Origin of the sequence: Streptomyces sp. NPDC091682 (genome assembly GCF_044756625.1) — a bacterium.
GTDB lineage: Bacteria > Actinomycetota > Actinomycetes > Streptomycetales > Streptomycetaceae > Streptomyces.
On the sequence record NZ_JBIVTH010000032.1, the window covers coordinates 50,380 to 67,112 of the forward strand.

Here is a 16,733-nt window from a genome sequence, read left to right on the forward strand (position 1 = left end):
CAAATTTGTGAAGCTTGAGAATCTCAGGAATCGCGTAAAATCGGGAAGGTGGCAGACGACATGGTGAATGTGGACGCGGGGACCGATGCGGGAACCGATGGTGCGGGCACCGCCGGCACCCGGGACGGGGACGGGGTCTCCCGCTTCGTCGAGCGGTTCGCCGCGCAGCTGACCGAGGCCGGGATGCAGCGGATGGCCGCGCGCGTCTTCGCCCAGCTACTGGCCAGCGACGGCGGCGCGATGACCTCGGCGGAACTGGGCGAGGCCCTGCAGATCAGCCCGGCCGCGGTGTCGGGCGCCGTGTCCTACCTGACCCAGGTCAACATGGTCAGCCGCGAACGCGAACCGGGCTCGCGCCGCGACCGGTACGTGCTGCACAACGAGCTCTGGTACGAGACCTTCACGCGCCGCGACCAGGTCCTGACCCTGTGGGAGAAGACCCTGCGCGAAGGGGCGGCCACCCTCGGTACGGACTCCCGCGCCGGGGCGCGCGTCGCGGAGACGGCGGCCTTCTTCGAGTTCATGCAGGGCGAGATGCTGGGCCTCATGGACCGCTGGCGGGCCCACAAGGCGACGATCGGCCTGGGCTGAGCCGGCTCGGGCCTGCTCGAGCAGGCCCGAGCCGGCAAGGATTCGGCGGCCCACGGAGCACAAAGCCCTCGATCACCCCGGCCGAGGATGACTATGGTGATCCTCCGTCAGCTGCGTCGTCCGGAGGGGACATGGGGACAGACCCGACGCCAGGTGTGCCACCGAGACCGGCCTACGCTCCGACCGTACCCACACCCACCGAACCTCCCCGCCCCGGACCTCCCCGCTGGGCTTGGTGGGTCGCGGGGATCGTCGTTCCTCTTGCGGGCATCGCGGCCAGCGTCTTCGTCACCACCACCAACAACCCGGCGCCTGCGACCAAAGCTCCGCCGGCGCCGGTAGCGACTACGGGCAACAGCTCTCCTGGGAGCCAGGCGAACGGTCCCGCCCTGAGCACCTCTCCGCCGACGTCCGGCATCGCCCCTCCCCCCTCGATCTCACCCTTACCTTCCAAGACGTCACCCCCCGCGGCCGACCTCGCGTCCCCCGCCGGGTACACGCTGAACCAGACGATGTTCGGCATCACTCCCGGCCAGTGCACCAACTTCGAGGAACAGCTGACCGACCTCGACACAGGCCAGAGCCGGATCGTCGTGCCGCAGAACGTCACCAGGCCGACAGAAGTCGAAGCGGGGGGCGCGGAACTCCTCTACTGGAACGAAAGCTGCGACTACCACCTCCGGGCGATGCCCCAGGCCACGGTCGGGATCCTGCGGAAGAGCACCCCCCAGTCTTTCGCCTCGTGCAAGGCCGCGGCCAACACCGGCCTGGGCCCCGTAAACATGACAAGGATCGCCGACCGGGAGGCTAGAGGGATCGTTGTAGGGGCCTCCCTCTGCTCCGTCACCGACCGGGGAGCCATCGCCATGGCGGTGATCGAGCACATCGCAGCCAGTAACGGCGGTGATCCGACCGTGACGGGCACCCTCTACGTGTGGTCGAAGACGACCTGAAGGGTCGTGCAGAACACCCGGCGCAGAGCGATGCGCCTGGTGGCGCCGCCGTTCGGGACCCCTGCGGCCACGGTCTGCCGGTCCGCGCGCCGTCCCCGCGCAAAAGATCCGGAAGCACCGATACCCGCAGACGGAAAACCTCCCGCGTGCCATGCTGGAACGCATGAACCTGGAGGACCTGGTACGGCTGCGCCGCGCCCGGGACATGATGGACCGCGCGTACGCGGAGCCACTGGACGTCCAAGCACTCGCGAACGTCGCCCTCATGTCGCCGGGACACTTCTCCCGCAGCTTCCGCACCGCCTTCGGGGAAACCCCGTACAGCTACCTCATGACCCGCCGCGTCGAGCGCGCGAAGGCGCTGCTGCGACGCGGCGACATGAGCGTGACGGACGTCTGCTTCGCCGTCGGATGTACCTCGCTGGGGTCCTTCAGCTCGCGCTTCACCGAGCTCGTCGGCGAGACCCCGAGCGCCTACCGGGCCCGCAACCACGACGACGGCGCGGCGATCCCGGCCTGCGTCGCCAAGATCCACACGCGACCGGTCAGGATCGGAGAAGCGAAATCCGCACCCTCCTCGTAGCGTCGACGGCATGGACATCAACCTCTCGCAGTGCTTCATCGCAGTCGACGACCACGACAAGGCGCTCGCCTTCTACCGCGACGTGCTCGGCCTGGAAGTCCGCAACGACGTCGGGTTCGAAGGGATGCGCTGGGTGACCGTCGGCTCCCCCACCCAGCCGGACGTGGAGATCGTCCTCGAACCGCCGCTCGCCGACCCGGGCGCCTCGGCGGCCGACCGGCAGGCCATGGCGGAGCTGCTGGCCAAGGGCCTGCTGCGCGGCGTGATCTTCTCCACGGACGACGTCGACGCCACCTTCGAACACATCCGGGCCGCCGGCGGGGAGGTGCTGCAGGAGCCCGTCGACCAGCCGTACGGCGTCCGCGACTGCGCCTTCCGGGACCCGGCGGGCAACATGCTGCGCTTCAACCAGCCCCGTAAGTCCTGACCGCCGACTGCCGCAGGAGTCCGCGCAGGCGGCCCGCCCGAGAGATGGAGACACGATGAGCAGGGCCACCGAGCCGGACCCCACGTCGCCCGCACCGCAGACGCCGCACGCTGCCGACAGCCACGGTCTGATCCGCGTGCACGGTGCACGCGTGAACAACCTCAAGGACGTCAGCATCGAGATCCCCAAGCGCCGGCTGACGGTGTTCACCGGAGTCTCCGGTTCGGGCAAGAGCTCCCTGGTGTTCGACACGATCGCCGCCGAGTCCCAGCGGATGATCAACGAGACCTACAGCACCTTCGTCCAGGGCTTCATGCCCACGCTGGCCCGCCCCGAAGTCGACGTACTCGACGGACTCACCACCGCGATCACCGTCGACCAGCAGCGCATGGGCGGCGACCCCCGCTCCACCGTCGGCACCGCGACCGACGCCAACGCCATGCTGCGCATCCTCTTCAGCCGGCTCGGCAAGCCGCACATCGGCCCGCCCAGCGCCTACTCCTTCAACGTCGCCTCCGTCCGGGCCAGCGGCGGCATCACGGTCGAGCGCGGCGCCGCCAAGACCAAGACCGTGAAGGCGACCTTCTCCCGCACCGGCGGCATGTGCGTGCGCTGCGAGGGCCGCGGCTCGGTCTCCGACATCGACCTCACCCAGCTCTACGACGACTCCAAGTCGCTCGCCGAGGGCGCGTTCACCATCCCCGGCTGGAAGTCCGACAGCTTCTGGACCGTGCGGGTCTACGCCGAGTCGGGCTTCCTCGACCCGGACAAGCCGATCCGCAAGTACACCAAGAAGGAGATGCAGGACTTCCTCTACCGGGAACCCACCAAGGTCAAGGTCGAGGGCGTCAACCTCACCTACGAGGGCCTCATCCCCAAGATCCAGAAGTCCTTCCTGTCGAAGGACAAGGAAGCGATGCAGCCGCACATCCGGGCCTTCGTGGAACGGGCGGTCACCTTCACCGTCTGTCCCGAGTGCGAGGGCACCCGGCTCAGCGAGGGCGCCCGGTCCTCGAAGATCAAGAAGATCAGCATCGCCGACGCCTGCACCATGCAGATCAGCGACCTCGCCGAGTGGGTGCGCGGCCTCGCCGAGCCCTCGGTCGCCCCGCTGCTCACCGCACTGCAGCTCACCCTCGACTCGTTCGTGGAGATCGGCCTCGGCTACCTCTCGCTCGACCGGGCCTCCGGCACCCTGTCGGGCGGCGAGGCGCAACGCGTCAAGATGATCCGCCACCTCGGCTCCTCGCTCACCGACGTCACCTACGTCTTCGACGAGCCCACCATCGGCCTGCACCCGCACGACATCCAGCGCATGAACGACCTGCTCCTACGGCTGCGCGACAAGGGCAACACCGTGCTCGTCGTGGAGCACAAGCCGGAGACCATCGCGATCGCCGACCACGTCGTCGACATCGGCCCCGGCGCGGGCACCGCGGGCGGCACCGTCTGCTACGAGGGCACCGTCGAGGGGCTGCGCTCCGGCGGCACCATCACCGGCCGCCACCTCGACGACCGGGCCAAGCTCAAACCGTCGGTGCGCAAGCCCACCGGCGCGCTGGAGATCCGCGGAGCCACGGCGAACAACTTGCGCGACGTCGACGTCGACGTCCCGCTCGGGGTGCTCACGGTCGTCACCGGCGTCGCCGGTTCCGGCAAGAGCTCGCTGCTGCACAAGTCGCTCTCCCCCGACGCGGACGTGGTCTCCATCGACCAGGGCGCGATCCGCGGCTCGCGCCGGAGCAACCCGGCGACCTACACCGGGCTGCTCGACCCGATCCGCAAGGCGTTCGCCAAGGTCAACGGAGTGAAGCCGGCCCTGTTCAGCGCCAACTCCGAGGGCGCCTGCCCCACGTGCAACGGCGCCGGCGTCATCTACACCGACCTGGCGATGATGGCCGGCGTCTCGACCACCTGCGAGGAGTGCGAGGGCAAGCGGTTCGAGGCGTCGGTGCTGGAGTACCACCTGGGCGGCCGCGACATCAGCGAGGTGCTCGCGATGTCGGTGACCGAGGCCGAGGAGTTCTTCGGCGCGGGCGAGGCGCACACGCCCGCCGCGCACCGCATCCTCACCCGGCTCGCGGACGTCGGGCTCGGCTACCTCAGCCTCGGCCAGCCGCTCACGACGCTGTCCGGCGGCGAGCGGCAGCGCCTCAAGCTGGCCACCCACATGGCGGAGAAGGGCGGCGTCTACGTCCTCGACGAACCGACCACCGGCCTGCACCTCGCCGACGTGGAGCAGCTGCTCGGCCTGCTCGACCGGCTGGTCGACTCCGGGAAGTCGGTGATCGTCATCGAGCACCACCAGGCGGTCATGGCGCACGCCGACTGGATCATCGACCTCGGTCCCGGCGCCGGTCACGACGGCGGCCGGATCGTCTTCGAGGGCACCCCGGCCGACCTCGTGGAGGACCGCTCCACCCTCACCGGCGAGCACCTCGCGGCGTACGTCGGCGCCTGACCGGCACCTCCCCGGACCTGCGGGGCCGCTGCCGGTGGCAGAGGTCCGGGGAGCGGCCCGGAGCGGTCGCGGACGTATCCACACCGGGTACCCGGCGCACCCCGTGTACCCGGTGTGGTCACCGGGGCACGGTGAGCGTCCACGCCCCCGGGCGCAGGGTCCACGTACGGCGGCGGACCGGGCCGGTCAGCGCCGCGTCCGCCCGGTAGCGGAAGTCCGCGCCCGACACCGTCACCGTCTTCGCCCGGGCCGTGACCGTCGATTCGGCGGAGCTGCCGCCACCCGTCCGGACCACGACCTCCGCCGCACCGCCGTCGTCCCGGGTGCGAACCGAGACATCCTCCACGGGCCGGTCCACGTCCGCCAGCAGCACCCCGTCGGCCTCGACCCGCAGCCGGTGCCGGCTCGTGGCCGCGCCGCCGGCCGCCGCCACCGGCCGGACCAGCGTCCGCACCAGCGAGCGGTACGCGCTCCACACGGACGGCCCGGCGGGCCGCGGGACCCCGTGCACCGGCGGGATCCGCAGCGCGCCGAGCACCACTCCGTCGCTGTCGTCGACCAGCAGGTCACAGGTGCGCACCGCACCGTCGAGGACCGCCCGGGCCGCCGAAACGGCCGAAAGCGGCACGCCGAGGGACCTCGCCAGTCCCAGCGACCCCACCGGGCCCACCGGGACCAGCGCCAGGGGCCCCTCCCCCAGCCCGCGCTCCCGGTGCAGCAGCCCCACGGCGCGCACCAGCGCCCGGTCGTCACCGACGATCACCAGCCGCCTATGACCCCGGCGGGCGAGCGCCCGCGCAAATTCCTCCTGCGAATCCGGGAGGCAGATTTTCGCTGCCGCGCCCGCTGACAACACATCCTTCGCGATCCGCACGGACTCGCCGTCGAGACGGCGTGCGACCGGGTCGACGAGCACGAGCAGGCCGCCTACCGGCGCGCCCGCTTGGCTCATGGTGGGCTCTGGAGCCGACACCTCGGTCCTTCCTCGGGTAGCATCTTTGTGCAAGAGGCCCTTGCGCTATTGCGCCAGGGCCTTCGTCTATTCCGGGGTACCGGTCCGACGGCTCAGCCTGCGGTGTACATCGTCGTACGCCCCCTGACCTTGGACATGCCCCATCCGGAAGAGGTGTACGCCTGTGCCCGCTCTTGTGCTGCTCGGAGCTCAGTGGGGTGACGAGGGCAAGGGAAAGGCCACCGACCTGCTCGGTGGATCCGTTGACTATGTAGTGCGCTACCAGGGCGGCAACAATGCCGGCCACACGGTCGTCGTGGGCGACCAGAAGTACGCACTGCACCTTCTCCCTTCCGGCATCCTCTCCCCCGGATGCACCCCGGTCATCGGTAACGGTGTCGTCGTCGACCCGGCCGTCCTGCTCTCCGAGCTGCGCGGCCTGAACGAGCGCGGCATCGACACCTCCAAGCTGCTCCTCAGCGGCAACGCGCACCTGATCACGCCGTACAACGTCACCCTCGACAAGGTCGGCGAGCGCTTCCTCGGCAAGCGCAAGATCGGCACCACCGGTCGCGGCATCGGCCCGACGTACGCGGACAAGATCAACCGCGTCGGCATCCGCGTCCAGGACCTCTACGACGAGTCGATCCTCATCCAGAAGGTCGAAGCGGCGCTGGAGGGCAAGAACCAGCTCCTCGCGAAGCTCTACAACCGCCGCGCGATCGACGCCGCCCAGATCGTCGAGGAGATGCTCCAGTACGCGGAGCAGATCAAGCCGTACGTCGCCGACACCACCCTGATCCTCAACAACGCGCTGGACGAGGACAAGGTCGTGCTGTTCGAGGGCGGCCAGGGCACCCTGCTCGACGTCGACCACGGCACCTATCCCTTCGTCACCTCGTCCAACCCGACCGCCGGCGGCGCCTGCACCGGCACCGGCGTGGGCCCGACGAAGATCAGCCGGGTCATCGGCATCCTCAAGGCCTACACGACCCGAGTCGGCGCGGGCCCGTTCCCGACCGAACTGTTCGACCAGGACGGCGAGGACCTGCGCCGCATCGGCGGCGAGCGCGGCGTGACCACCGGACGTGACCGCCGCTGCGGTTGGTTCGACGCGCCGATCGCACGTTACGCCACCCGTGTGAACGGCCTCACCGACTTCTTCCTCACCAAGCTGGACGTACTGACCGGCTGGGAGCAGATCCCGGTCTGCGTCGCGTACGAGATCGACGGCAAGCGCGTCGAGGAGCTGCCGTACTCGCAGACGGACTTCCACCACGCGAAGCCGATCTACGAATACCTCCCCGGCTGGTCCGAGGACATCACCAAGGCCAAGACCTTCGAGGACCTGCCGGCGAACGCCCAGGCCTACGTCAAGGCCCTGGAGGAGATGTCGGGCGCCCCGATCTCCGCGATCGGCGTCGGCCCCGGCCGTACCGAAACGATCGAGATCAACTCGTTCCTGTAAAAATCCCGGTCCCCCGGAGGGGCGGCAGGCGCACCCCGCGCCCGCCGCCCCTCCGGCGTTTCCGGGGCGGCGAGAAAAGGCCGAGCGCATCACGGCCGTCTCCTCCTGGCAGGACGCCCCCTACTTCACGCCCGCCGAGCGCGCCGCCCTCGCCCTGGTGGAGGCCACCCTCCAGCCCGCCCCGCACGGCCGCGAGCGGGTCACCGACGCGCTGTACGCCGAGGTCGCCGCGCACTACGACGAGAAGGCCCTCGCCACCCTCACCATCGCGATCGGACAGATCGGCTTCTTCATCGCCCTGGCCGTCATCGGCAAGCCGCAGCCGGTCGGCTCGCTCGCCGACGAGCAGTGGGGCTGAGGCCCCCACCGGCTTCCACGGGCGCCGCACGCCCCCGGAGGCCGCTGCGGGGGCCTGCGGGCGGGCCGGGGCTCGGGGAGCGGGTCTCGGGGAGCGGATTCCGGGTGGGCGGAAATATGATGTGCACGAGCTTTTCGCGCAGCGGAAGCAGGGACGAATGGATGCACCTCGGAGCGATCCGTGACTCCTCGCCGTGCCCCGCGGGCGGCCAGCGCCGACCTGCTCAGCACGCTCGGGCGGCTCGCCGACCAGGCCCGCCGCGGGGTGGAGCTGCAGCAGGCCCGGGTGGACCTGGCCGAGGCGCTGCAGAGCGAGATGCTGCCCGCCTCGCTGCCCGCGCTGCCGGGCCTGCGGACCGCCGCCCGCTACGCACCCGCCCGGCACGGCCTGGACATCGGCGGCGACTGGTACGACGGGTTCCGGCTGCCCGAGGGTGCGCTCGCCTTCTGCATCGGTGACGTCCAGGGGCACGACGTGGAGGCGGCCGCCTTCATGGGGCAGGTACGGATCTGTCTGCGGGCCGTGGCCGCCGTCGTCGTCGATCCGGGCGAGGTGCTGAGCCGGGCCAACGAAGTGCTGCTCTCCATGGACCGCGACCTCTTCGCGACCTGCAGCCTGCTCCGCTTCGATCCGGAGACGCAGGAGCTGGAAACCGCCCGGGCCGGACACGTTCCGGCGGTCTGGGCCACCGTCGACGGCGCGTACGGCATATCCGAGGACGACGGCGGCCCGCCGCTGAACCTGGTGTCCGGGGCGGGGTACGCGGTGACCCGGCGCCGGCTGACGCAGGCGGGGTCGATCGTGCTGCTCACCGACGGCGTGGTGGAGGGTCCGAAGTTCCCGATCGAGGTGGGGCTGGAGCGGGTGGCCGGGGTCGTGCGGGAGGCCGCGGGCACCGATCCGGACGAGTTGGCCAGCGAGGTGATGAAGGTGGCCGACTCCACCGGCCACGCCGATGACGCCGCCGTGCTCGTGCTCAGCCACGACGCCCGGCCCGATCCGGAAGAGTCGGGCTAGCGCCGCGACCGAAAACGTTTACCGACTTCGAGGGCGTGCTGCCACGATCTCCTCATGGATCTGTCCGAGAGCTTGGCTGACTGGAACCACTGGGACGGCGCTGCCTTCGAGGTGGGCCGCTCGCTGGGGATTTTCCCCGAGACCGAGACGTTCACGCAGGTCAAGTGGGTGTTCTGGACCGACAACCCGTTGGGGAACGCACTGCACGAGGTACTTGTGCAGTTGACGGCGGCGGGAGTGCTGGAGCGTCGGGACGAGCCGGACGACATTCAGTTCCGTTGGCTCGGCCGGTAACAGGGCCTCGCGCGTGTCACGGCCCGCGGGGGCGCCGGGCTGTTGTCTGATGCTGTGGTGCGCACCGAGGGATGGCGACGTCTACCCGCAGCTCTGCTGCCGATCCTCGCCGTCGCCGTCGCCTACTACCTGGGCGGACTGATCGGCCTGCACCAGCGCGTCGTCGTCAACGGCGCCGAGGTCACGCCCCTGTGGCTGCCGACGGGCATCGCGGTGACCTCCCTGCTCTGGCTGGGCCTGCGGGCGTGGCCGGGGATCGCGCTCGGTACGTACCTCACCATCGAGCAGATCACCGATTTCGACCCGCCGGGCCTGATCATCGTCGCGGGGAACGTCCTCGCCCCCGTCTGCGCGTACCTGATGCTGCGCCGGGTGGGTTTCCGTACCGAGATGGACCGGCTGCGGGACGCCCTGGCGCTGGTCTTCCTGGGCGGTCTGCTGCCCATGCTGATCAGCGCGACGGTCGGGACCTGGACGCTGGTGCTCACCGGGGACCTGCCGATGTCGCAGTTCTGGCCGGTCTGGTCGGCCTGGTGGGCCGGGGACGCGATGGGCGTGCTCGTGGTGACCCCGCTCCTGCTCGTCCTGGGCCGGCTCCTGACGGTCCGGCGGCCCCGGGAGGGCTACCGTGCGGCCGAGGCGGCGGCCCTGGTGGTCGCCGCCGTCGCCGTCACGCTCGTGGCCACCCGGAGCCCCCTCTCGCTGCTCTTCCTCGTCTTCCCTCTGATCATCTGGGCGGCCGTACGCTTCCAGCTCGCCGGGAGCGCTCCGATCACCCTGCTGGTGTCGGTCCTGACGATCGCCGCGGCAACCGCCCACGCCGGGCCGTTCGCCCACCACACCCTCCTCGAAGTCATGATCAACCTCCAGGGCTTCAACGGTGCGGCGGCCCTGACCGGGCTACTGCTGTCGGCCCTGGTCACCGAGCAGAACAACGTCCGCCTGAAGATCGAGCAGGTCTGCGAGGACCTGGCCGAACTGGTGGAACAGCTGGCCCCGGGCAAACCGGATCGCTAGTGCTGTGGCCGGCCGGCTGTCAGAGGCGGGGGTTAGGGTCGTGACGCGCGACACGATCAAGGGGGGCGTCCATGCCGTCGGGGCATCCACAGCAGACCACCGCTCAGGCCCGGCCGGCCGGGCCCCGGCCGCTCGCACCGATCCCCTTCGACGTGGAGGCGGTCTTCCCGGAGCTGACCGGCTCGGCCCGCGAGGTCACCCTGCTCTACCCGCGGGCAGGCCGACCGGGCCCCGGTGACAGCTCCCTCGGCGGGCCGCTGCTGTGGCCGGCGGACGAGCCGTGGCCGATGTGCGCCGAACCGGGCCACTACAAGCCGCTCAGCCCGCCCGTCGGACCCGAGCCGGTCGCGATGCTCCCGGTGGTCCAGCTGTACGCACGGGACGTGCCGGGCCTGGTCTTCCCGGCCGGAACCGACCTGTTGCAGATCCTGTGGTGCCCGCTGGTCCACGAGTCCGCCCCGTACGCGGCCGCCCCGCGGCTGCTCTGGCGCAGCGCGACGACGACGGCCGCGGGTGCCGTCCTCGGGGAACCGCCCCGCCCGCACACCGTCGAGGAGGAGTTCCTGCCCCGCCCGTGCACGGTGTCCCCCACCCCCGCGGTGGAATACCCGAACTGGGACATGCCCGAGGGGCTCGGCGATCTGCTCGCCGAGCGGTTCGAGGCCTTCCAAGAGGAGCGGGGCTACGGCTACTTCGACGTGGCCACCACGCAGCAGAGCAAGGTCGGCGGCTACCCGGGGTGGACCCAGCCGCCCCACTGGCCCGACTGCACGGGCTGCGGCACCCGTATGCAACACCTGCTCAGCGTCACCGCGACCGAACCGGGCGCGGGCCGTTGGCTTCCCCTGGACGACCGGGACCCCGGCCAGGAAGGGGCCGCGACCCCGTCGTGGCGGGCCGAGGCGGACCCCGCCGCCGTGGACGGGTTCGGGCACGGCATGGACATGGGAGACCTCGGCGGCATGTACTTCTTCGTCTGCCGCAGCTGCCCGGACACCCCGTACGCCCACAGCTACGACTGCTGAGCACCGGCCCGGCCGCGGCGGTGGGCCGCGCCGCCGGGCGCTACCAGGCGAGCTGCGAGATCTCCTCGGCGACCACCGCGCACGCGTCCGCCGCCGGGTCGATCAGCGGGAAGTGACCGACCGCGTCCAGCAGGGTCAGTCCGACCATCTCCCCCGCCTTCGCGGCCGCCGCCACGTACGCCTCGGCCACCTGCGGCGGGACCACGATGTCGTCCCGGCCCTGGACCACCGCCGTGGCGATCCCCGTCGGCAGCAGCGCCGCCGGATCGGCGTGCGGCAGCCGCTCGTCCCAGTGGTCGGCCCCGCCCAGCAGCTGCGCGCTCGCGCCGCCGCACACGCCCAGTTCCTCCGCCACCGCGAAGTCCGCGATCGGGGCCAGCGCCACCACGCCCCGCAGCATCGGCGGGGCGGGCAGCCGCCACGGGGAGCCGGTCGGGAGCACGTGCCGGGCCGCGGCCCACAGTGCGAGGTGGCCGCCGGCCGAGTGGCCGGTGACGACCGTGCGGCGGACATCGGCCTGCGGGAGCGCGCCGGCCACCAGCCCCGGCAGGGCGTCCATCGCGGCGGCGACGTCGTCGAAGGTCTCCGGCCAGCGCCCGGCGACCGGCGCCTCGGCGTTCTGGTGCGGGAGGGAACTGCCGCGCCGGTACTCGACGTTGGCGACGGCGAAACCCCGGCGGGCCAGGAAGTCGGCGAACGGCGTGAGGTGTTGCCGGTCGTACGGGGACCGCCAGGCGCCCCCGTGCAGCAACACCACGAGCGGGGCCGGCTCCTTGGCGTCGCCGCGCGGGGCGTAGAAGTCGACGACGTGGTCGGGGTGTTCCCCGTACGCGGCGGTCGCGTCCGGCGCCACGGTCGGGTGGGCGAAGGCCGAGGCGGCCTCCGCGGCATCCCGTTCCACTGCGGCGGGGTCCGTCATCGGCTCAACCTCTCGGTAACGCGTGGGACAGCGGGGACAGATGTCCGGAGTTCCGGCAGAGCGGGACCGTATCAGTCTGGAACAGGCACTTCCCTGCGGGGACCGGAATATGACCGGGCGGACGGGGCCAAAGCCCCGTCCGCCCGGTGATGTGACGTTTCGCTACCGGGTCACCCGAAAATGTGACCCAGTGTCCGCGCGGCACGCTCGGCGTCGGCGAAACCGACGTAGAGCGGCGTGAAGCCGAAGCGCAGGACGTCGGGTGCCCGGAAGTCGCCGATGACGCCGCGGGAGATCAGCTCTCCCATGACCTCGCGGGCGTTCTCGGTCCGCAGCGAGATCTGGCTCCCGCGGTGGCCGTGCTCGGCCGGGGTGACCGACTCGACCCGGCCCTGCGGGACGTACGCCGCCACGCATTCGAGGAAGAAGTCGGTCAGGGCGAGGGACTTGGCCCGTACGTCTTCGACGGACACCCCGTCCCAGGCGTCGAGCGCCGACTCCAGGGCCAGCATGGACAGGATGTCCGGCGTGCCGACGCGCCCGCGGGTCGCGCCCCGGGCCGCCTCGAAGGTCGGGGTCATCGCGAACGGATCCGCGTGGCCGTTCCAGCCCGGGAGCGGGGAGTCGAATCCGGCCTGGTGGCGGGCGGCGATGTACAGGTACGCGGGCGCGCCGGGGCCGCCGTTGAGGTACTTGTACGTACAGCCCACCGCGAGGTCGACGGCGTGTTCGTCGAGGCCAACGGGAAGGGCCCCGGCGGAGTGGCACAGGTCCCAGACCGTGACCGCCCCGACGGCGCGGGCCGCCGCGGTGAGGGCGGGCAGGTCGTGGAGCCGTCCGCTGCGGTAGTCGACGTGGTTGAGGAGCACCACGGCGGTGTCCTCGTCCATGGCCCCGGCCGCGTGCGAGGGGTCCACCGGGACGACGGTCAGGCCCGTCATCCGGGCCGCCGACTGCGCGATGTAGCCGTCGGTGGGGAAGGTGGCGGCGTCGACCAGCAGCTTCGTCCGACCGGGTGCCGCGAGACGGGCGGCGCCGACCAGTGCCTTGAAGAGGTTGACGCTGGTGGAGTCACCGACGACCACCTGGCCGGGGGCCGCGCCGATGAGCGGGGCGACCTTGTCGCCGATCCGCTCGGGCGCGGTCCACCAACCGCTCTCGTCCCAGGACCGGATGAGGAGCTCGCCCCACTGCCTGGCGACGACGTCGGCGGTGGTGTCCGCGACACCGGCCGGGAGGGCGCCGAGGGAGTTGCCGTCCAGGTAGACGACCCCGTCGGGGAGGGTGAAGCGCTCGCGGAGCTTCGCGAGCGCGTCGGCGGCGTCCAGCTCGGCCGCACGGCTGCGCAGGTCCGCCGACACGTCCGCCGAAGGGTCTGCCGCCATGTCCGTCGCTATGTCAGTGGAGTTGTCAGACATAGCTGCGGGCCGTCCAGAGCTCCGGGAAGACGTTCTTCGTCGCGCGCTTCTCCAGCCAGGTCACGCCGGCCGAGCCGCCCGTGCCCGTCTTCGCGCCCATCGCGCGGCGGGTGGCCACCAGGTGGTCGTTGCGCCAGCGCCAGACGAGCTCCGCGACATCCGTGAGGACCTCGCCGAGGCGGTGCAGGTCCACGGTCTCGTTGTCGTCCGGGGCGGCGTACAGCCCCGTCCAGACGGCCTCGACCTCGGCCGAGGGCTCGTAGCGCAGCGACAGGTCGCGGTTCAGGACGGCGTCCGGGACCGGCAGGCCGCGGCGGGCGAGCAGGCGCAGCACCTCGTCGTAGAGGCTGGGCTCGTGCAGGGCCTTCTCCAGCTCCGCGTGGACGCGCGGGGCGCCCCGGTGCGGGACCAGCATGGAGGAGGACTTCTCGCCGAGCAGGAACTCCATCCGGCGGTACATCGCCGACTGGAAACCGGAACCTTCGCCGAGGGCGGCGCGGTAGGCGTTGAACTGTCCCGGGGTGAGTTGGGCGAGCGGGCGCCAGGAGGCGTTGAGGGCCTCCAGCTCACGGAGGGAACGTTTCAGCGCATCCATCGCGACCGGGATCCGGTCCTCGCGCAGAGCCTTCGCGGCGGTTTCCCACTCGTGGACGATGACCGTGAACCACAGCTCCATGACCTGGGTCGTGACCAGGAAGACCATCTCGCCCGGGTCGTCCGAGCGGAGGTGCTGGAGGTGGGTGAGGACGTCCGCCTGGACGTAGTCCTCGTACGGGGTCGTGCCATCGAAGTCGAGGTTCGGGGTTTCCGACCCGCCGACTCCGGAGGCATCAAGGGTTTTCGACATCGCTGTCTCCTCGACACGTGCTTCCGGGTAGCGGTCCGCCCCTTCCGTGAGGTGAGTGGAGCCCCGGTCCCCTGCCCGCAGCATAGGACACCGTCGCGCCGACGCTCCAGCGGAGAGTGACACAGACCACACAATTTCGTGCGTGTCACTCCCCGCCGTACGGAATCAGGCGCTCAGCGTGTCCGCGGCCGTCGGCGACGAGTCGCGCAGGAAGGTCGAGCAGCGCTCGTACTCCTCCTTCTCGCCGATCGCCTCGGCCGCGCGGGCCAGGGCGTGCAGGGCGCGCAGGAAGCCGCGGTTCGGCTCGTGCTCCCACGGCACCGGGCCGTGCCCCTTCCATCCGGCGCGGCGCAGCGCGTCGAGGCCGCGGTGGTAGCCCGTACGGGCGTAGGCGTACGACTCCACCGTGCTGCCGGCGGCGAAGGCCTCGTCGGCGAGGATCGCCCAGGCGAGGGACGACGTGGGGTGCGCGGCCGCCACCTCGACGGCGGGGGTGCCGGCGTCGATGGCCTCGCGGCCGGGCTCGTCGGGCAGGTGGGTGGGGGCGGGGCCCCCGAGCAGGTTCTGGTGAATGGACATGCCCCCAGTTTGCCGGGTGCGGTGGTCCGCAAAACCGCATGCACCGGCCCGCAGCCCCGCACCGCTGCCGCGTCAGGCACACGGCCGGGTGCGGTGGTCCGCAAAACCCGCTGTCCCCCTCGCTGTCGCCACCCCGCCGCATGCACTGGCACGCAGCCCCGCACCGCCGCGGGGAACGCCGCAGGGCCCGGCTTCCGTCGTGGGACGGGGCCGGGCCCTGCGGTGTGGCTCGCTGTGGGCGACTACTTCAGCTTGGTGCCGGTGGAGCGCAGGTTCGCGCACGCCTCGGCGACGCGCGCGGCCATGCCCGCCTCGGCGGCCTTGCCCCAGGTGCGGGGGTCGTACTTCGACTTCGTGCCGACCTCGCCGTCGACCTTCAGCACACCGGCGTAGTTGCTGAACATGTGGTCCACGACCGGGCGGGTGAAGGCGTACTGGGTGTCGGTGTCGAGGTTCATCTTCACGACGCCGTTCTCCAGCGCGGTGGCGATCTCCTCGGCCGTGGAGCCCGAGCCGCCGTGGAAGACGAAGTCGAACGGGGAAGCCTTGCCGTACTTCTCGGCGACACCGGCCTGGAGGTCCTTGAGGAGCTCGGGGCGCAGGACGACGTTGCCCGGCTTGTAGACGCCGTGGACGTTGCCGAAGGAGGCGGCAAGCAGGTAGCGGCCCTTCTCGCCCAGGCCGAGGGCCTCGGCGGTGCGGATCGCGTCGTCGACGGTGGTGTACAGCTCGTCGTTGATCTCGTGGCTGACGCCGTCCTCCTCGCCGCCGGTCGGAGTGATCTCGACCTCAAGGATGATCTTGGCGGCGACGGCCTTGGCGAGCAGCTCCTGACCGATGGCCAGGTTGTCGGCCAGGGTCTCGGCGGAGCCGTCCCACATGTGCGACTGGAAGAGCGGGTTCAGACCGCGGGCCACGCGCTCGGCGGAGATGTCGAGCAGCGGACGTACGTAGCCGTCCAGCTTGTCCTTCGGGCAGTGGTCCGTGTGCAGGGCGACCGTGATGTCGTACTTGGCGGCCACGATGTGCGCGAACTCGGCCAGGGCGACCGCGCCCGTGACCATGTCCTTGTTGTGCTGGCCACCCAGGAACTCCGCACCACCGGTGGAGATCTGGATGATGCCGTCGCTCTCGGCCTCCGCGAAGCCGCGCAGGGCAGCGTGCAGGGTCTGGGAGGAGGTCACGTTGATGGCCGGGTAGGCGAACTTGCCTGCCTTCGCCCGGTCGAGCATCTCGTTGTAGACCTCGGGGGTTGCGATGGGCATCTGCCGGCTCCTTGGTTGTGCGGGGAGTGTGCTTCTTGCGGGCCCTGACCTGGGGGCGACGTCATCGTCGCGCCTATCTTTCCAGACTCAGCGCAGGGGTCCAGACTGCCGGTCTCACGTGCTGGGCGAACGGCCCGGGGTGTTTCACGTGAAACACCCCGGGCGCCCGGGAAAGGGCAGGTCAGGCATGCCCTAGGGGCGGCCCAGGAGCACCGTCACCAGTTCTCGATGTGGCCGGACGGCGCAGGACAGAGGCTGGATCGGAGCTGACCCGGGCGGGCTCGGGGCGGTGTCTGGGCCCGCTCAGGAGCAAAACGGAGCCGGGCCGGTGCCCGGGGCAGCGCCGGTGCCGTGCATGGCGAGGCGGAGGGCGCACCGCGTACTGGACGTACTCGGGCGCGCCCCGACAACGCTGCCGGGCGTCGTGCCGGGCATCGCGTACCTGGCAAGATCCGAAAGGGACCGCCTAGGAAACTGATGAAGATGTTGGGTTCTGGCCCCGCCGCGTCAGCGGTGGGGCCAGACTCGTTCTCGTGGTGCAAGGGGAATGGTTCGGGGA

Annotated in this window: 16 protein-coding genes and 1 pseudogene; 11 read left to right on the forward strand and 6 right to left on the reverse strand. The window is 71.0% G+C overall.

Going from position 1 to position 16,733, the window contains the following annotated elements; genetic code table 11:
* Nucleotides 1–60: 60 nt before the first annotated feature.
* From ACIQK6_RS39635 to ACIQK6_RS39655, 5 genes are all read left to right on the forward strand, one after another.
* A complete protein-coding gene (locus tag ACIQK6_RS39635; RefSeq protein WP_329107753.1) occupies nt 61–591 on the forward strand; it encodes a MarR family transcriptional regulator in 531 nt (176 codons plus the stop codon).
* Between the two features lie 512 nt (nt 592–1,103).
* Nucleotides 1,104–1,544 carry a hypothetical protein gene (locus ACIQK6_RS39640; protein ID WP_329099936.1) on the forward strand — a complete coding sequence of 147 codons (441 nt, stop codon included), beginning with the start codon at nt 1,104–1,106 and terminating at the stop codon, nt 1,542–1,544.
* A 163-nt stretch (nt 1,545–1,707) separates the two neighbouring features.
* Nucleotides 1,708–2,127: a helix-turn-helix transcriptional regulator gene (locus ACIQK6_RS39645; protein WP_329099937.1), complete on the forward strand. Its 420-nt coding sequence runs from the start codon at nt 1,708–1,710 to the stop codon at nt 2,125–2,127.
* 10 nt (nt 2,128–2,137) lie between these two features.
* Nucleotides 2,138–2,554 (forward strand): VOC family protein, encoded by a 417-nt coding sequence (locus ACIQK6_RS39650; protein WP_266594534.1) that lies wholly within the window; start codon nt 2,138–2,140, stop codon nt 2,552–2,554.
* 55 nt (nt 2,555–2,609) lie between these two features.
* Complete coding sequence (locus ACIQK6_RS39655; RefSeq protein WP_402697279.1) at nt 2,610–5,015, forward strand: ATP-binding cassette domain-containing protein; 2,406 nt, start codon at nt 2,610–2,612, stop codon at nt 5,013–5,015.
* Nucleotides 5,016–5,133: 118 nt separating this feature from the next.
* On the opposite strand, the gene ACIQK6_RS39660 is transcribed toward ACIQK6_RS39655, so the two are convergent.
* Complete coding sequence (locus ACIQK6_RS39660; protein ID WP_329107755.1) at nt 5,134–5,967, reverse strand: diacylglycerol kinase; 834 nt, start codon at nt 5,965–5,967, stop codon at nt 5,134–5,136.
* 184 nt (nt 5,968–6,151) lie between these two features.
* On the opposite strand from ACIQK6_RS39660, the gene ACIQK6_RS39665 reads away from it, so the two are divergent.
* The 6 genes and pseudogenes from ACIQK6_RS39665 (at nt 6,152) to ACIQK6_RS39690 (ending at nt 11,146) form a co-directional block, all read left to right on the forward strand.
* Nucleotides 6,152–7,435: an adenylosuccinate synthase gene (locus ACIQK6_RS39665; protein WP_329099941.1), complete on the forward strand. Its 1,284-nt coding sequence runs from the start codon at nt 6,152–6,154 to the stop codon at nt 7,433–7,435.
* Nucleotides 7,436–7,508: 73 nt separating this feature from the next.
* A pseudogene (locus ACIQK6_RS39670) lies at nt 7,509–7,793 on the forward strand (carboxymuconolactone decarboxylase family protein); the annotation flags it as partial.
* Between the two features lie 180 nt (nt 7,794–7,973).
* The gene (locus tag ACIQK6_RS39675) at nt 7,974–8,810 is read left to right on the forward strand and encodes a PP2C family protein-serine/threonine phosphatase (RefSeq protein WP_329099942.1); all 837 of its coding nucleotides are present in this window, start codon (nt 7,974–7,976) and stop codon (nt 8,808–8,810) included.
* Between the two features lie 54 nt (nt 8,811–8,864).
* Nucleotides 8,865–9,104 carry a hypothetical protein gene (locus tag ACIQK6_RS39680; protein ID WP_329099943.1) on the forward strand — a complete coding sequence of 80 codons (240 nt, stop codon included), beginning with the start codon at nt 8,865–8,867 and terminating at the stop codon, nt 9,102–9,104.
* Nucleotides 9,105–9,158: 54 nt separating this feature from the next.
* On the forward strand, nt 9,159–10,121 hold the full coding sequence (locus ACIQK6_RS39685) for an MASE1 domain-containing protein (RefSeq protein WP_329099944.1): 963 nt from the start codon (nt 9,159–9,161) through the stop codon (nt 10,119–10,121).
* Nucleotides 10,122–10,192: 71 nt separating this feature from the next.
* Nucleotides 10,193–11,146, forward strand: a complete 954-nt coding sequence (locus tag ACIQK6_RS39690; RefSeq protein ID WP_402697283.1) for a hypothetical protein — start codon at nt 10,193–10,195, stop codon at nt 11,144–11,146.
* Between the two features lie 40 nt (nt 11,147–11,186).
* Here the strand turns inward: ACIQK6_RS39690 and ACIQK6_RS39695 are convergent, their stop codons facing one another.
* The 5 genes from ACIQK6_RS39695 to fbaA form a co-directional block, all read right to left on the reverse strand.
* Nucleotides 11,187–12,065, reverse strand: a complete 879-nt coding sequence (locus ACIQK6_RS39695) for an alpha/beta hydrolase (protein ID WP_329099946.1) — start codon at nt 12,063–12,065, stop codon at nt 11,187–11,189.
* A 170-nt stretch (nt 12,066–12,235) separates the two neighbouring features.
* Nucleotides 12,236–13,450, reverse strand: coding sequence for a kynureninase (kynU, locus tag ACIQK6_RS39700; protein WP_329099947.1), 1,215 nt, complete (start codon nt 13,448–13,450; stop codon nt 12,236–12,238).
* 25 nt (nt 13,451–13,475) lie between these two features.
* The gene (locus tag ACIQK6_RS39705; RefSeq protein ID WP_189743794.1) at nt 13,476–14,330 is read right to left on the reverse strand and encodes a tryptophan 2,3-dioxygenase family protein; all 855 of its coding nucleotides are present in this window, start codon (nt 14,328–14,330) and stop codon (nt 13,476–13,478) included.
* A 165-nt stretch (nt 14,331–14,495) separates the two neighbouring features.
* Complete coding sequence (locus tag ACIQK6_RS39710) at nt 14,496–14,909, reverse strand: DUF3151 domain-containing protein (protein WP_329099948.1); 414 nt, start codon at nt 14,907–14,909, stop codon at nt 14,496–14,498.
* A 242-nt stretch (nt 14,910–15,151) separates the two neighbouring features.
* Entirely contained in the window at nt 15,152–16,174 is a 1,023-nt protein-coding gene (gene fbaA, locus ACIQK6_RS39715) for a class II fructose-bisphosphate aldolase (RefSeq protein WP_030012792.1), read from the reverse strand.
* Nucleotides 16,175–16,733 lie beyond the last annotated feature (559 nt).

Excerpts from the sequence above, each read along its gene's own strand:
- ACIQK6_RS39635 (WP_329107753.1), top strand. The coding sequence starts at position 61 with ATGGTGAATGTGGACGCGGGGACCGATGCGGGAACCGATGGTGCGGGC.
- ACIQK6_RS39640 (WP_329099936.1), top strand. The coding sequence starts at position 1,104 with ATGTTCGGCATCACTCCCGGCCAGTGCACCAACTTCGAGGAACAGCTG.
- ACIQK6_RS39645 (WP_329099937.1), top strand. The coding sequence starts at position 1,708 with ATGAACCTGGAGGACCTGGTACGGCTGCGCCGCGCCCGGGACATGATG.
- ACIQK6_RS39650 (WP_266594534.1), top strand. The coding sequence starts at position 2,138 with ATGGACATCAACCTCTCGCAGTGCTTCATCGCAGTCGACGACCACGAC.
- ACIQK6_RS39655 (WP_402697279.1), top strand. The coding sequence starts at position 2,610 with ATGAGCAGGGCCACCGAGCCGGACCCCACGTCGCCCGCACCGCAGACG.
- ACIQK6_RS39660 (WP_329107755.1), bottom strand. The coding sequence starts at position 5,967 with ATGAGCCAAGCGGGCGCGCCGGTAGGCGGCCTGCTCGTGCTCGTCGAC.
- ACIQK6_RS39680 (WP_329099943.1), top strand. The coding sequence starts at position 8,865 with ATGGATCTGTCCGAGAGCTTGGCTGACTGGAACCACTGGGACGGCGCT.
- ACIQK6_RS39690 (WP_402697283.1), top strand. The coding sequence starts at position 10,193 with ATGCCGTCGGGGCATCCACAGCAGACCACCGCTCAGGCCCGGCCGGCC.
- ACIQK6_RS39695 (WP_329099946.1), bottom strand. The coding sequence starts at position 12,065 with ATGACGGACCCCGCCGCAGTGGAACGGGATGCCGCGGAGGCCGCCTCG.
- kynU (WP_329099947.1), bottom strand. The coding sequence starts at position 13,450 with ATGGCGGCAGACCCTTCGGCGGACGTGTCGGCGGACCTGCGCAGCCGT.
- ACIQK6_RS39705 (WP_189743794.1), bottom strand. The coding sequence starts at position 14,330 with ATGTCGAAAACCCTTGATGCCTCCGGAGTCGGCGGGTCGGAAACCCCG.
- ACIQK6_RS39710 (WP_329099948.1), bottom strand. The coding sequence starts at position 14,909 with ATGTCCATTCACCAGAACCTGCTCGGGGGCCCCGCCCCCACCCACCTG.
- fbaA (WP_030012792.1), bottom strand. The coding sequence starts at position 16,174 with ATGCCCATCGCAACCCCCGAGGTCTACAACGAGATGCTCGACCGGGCG.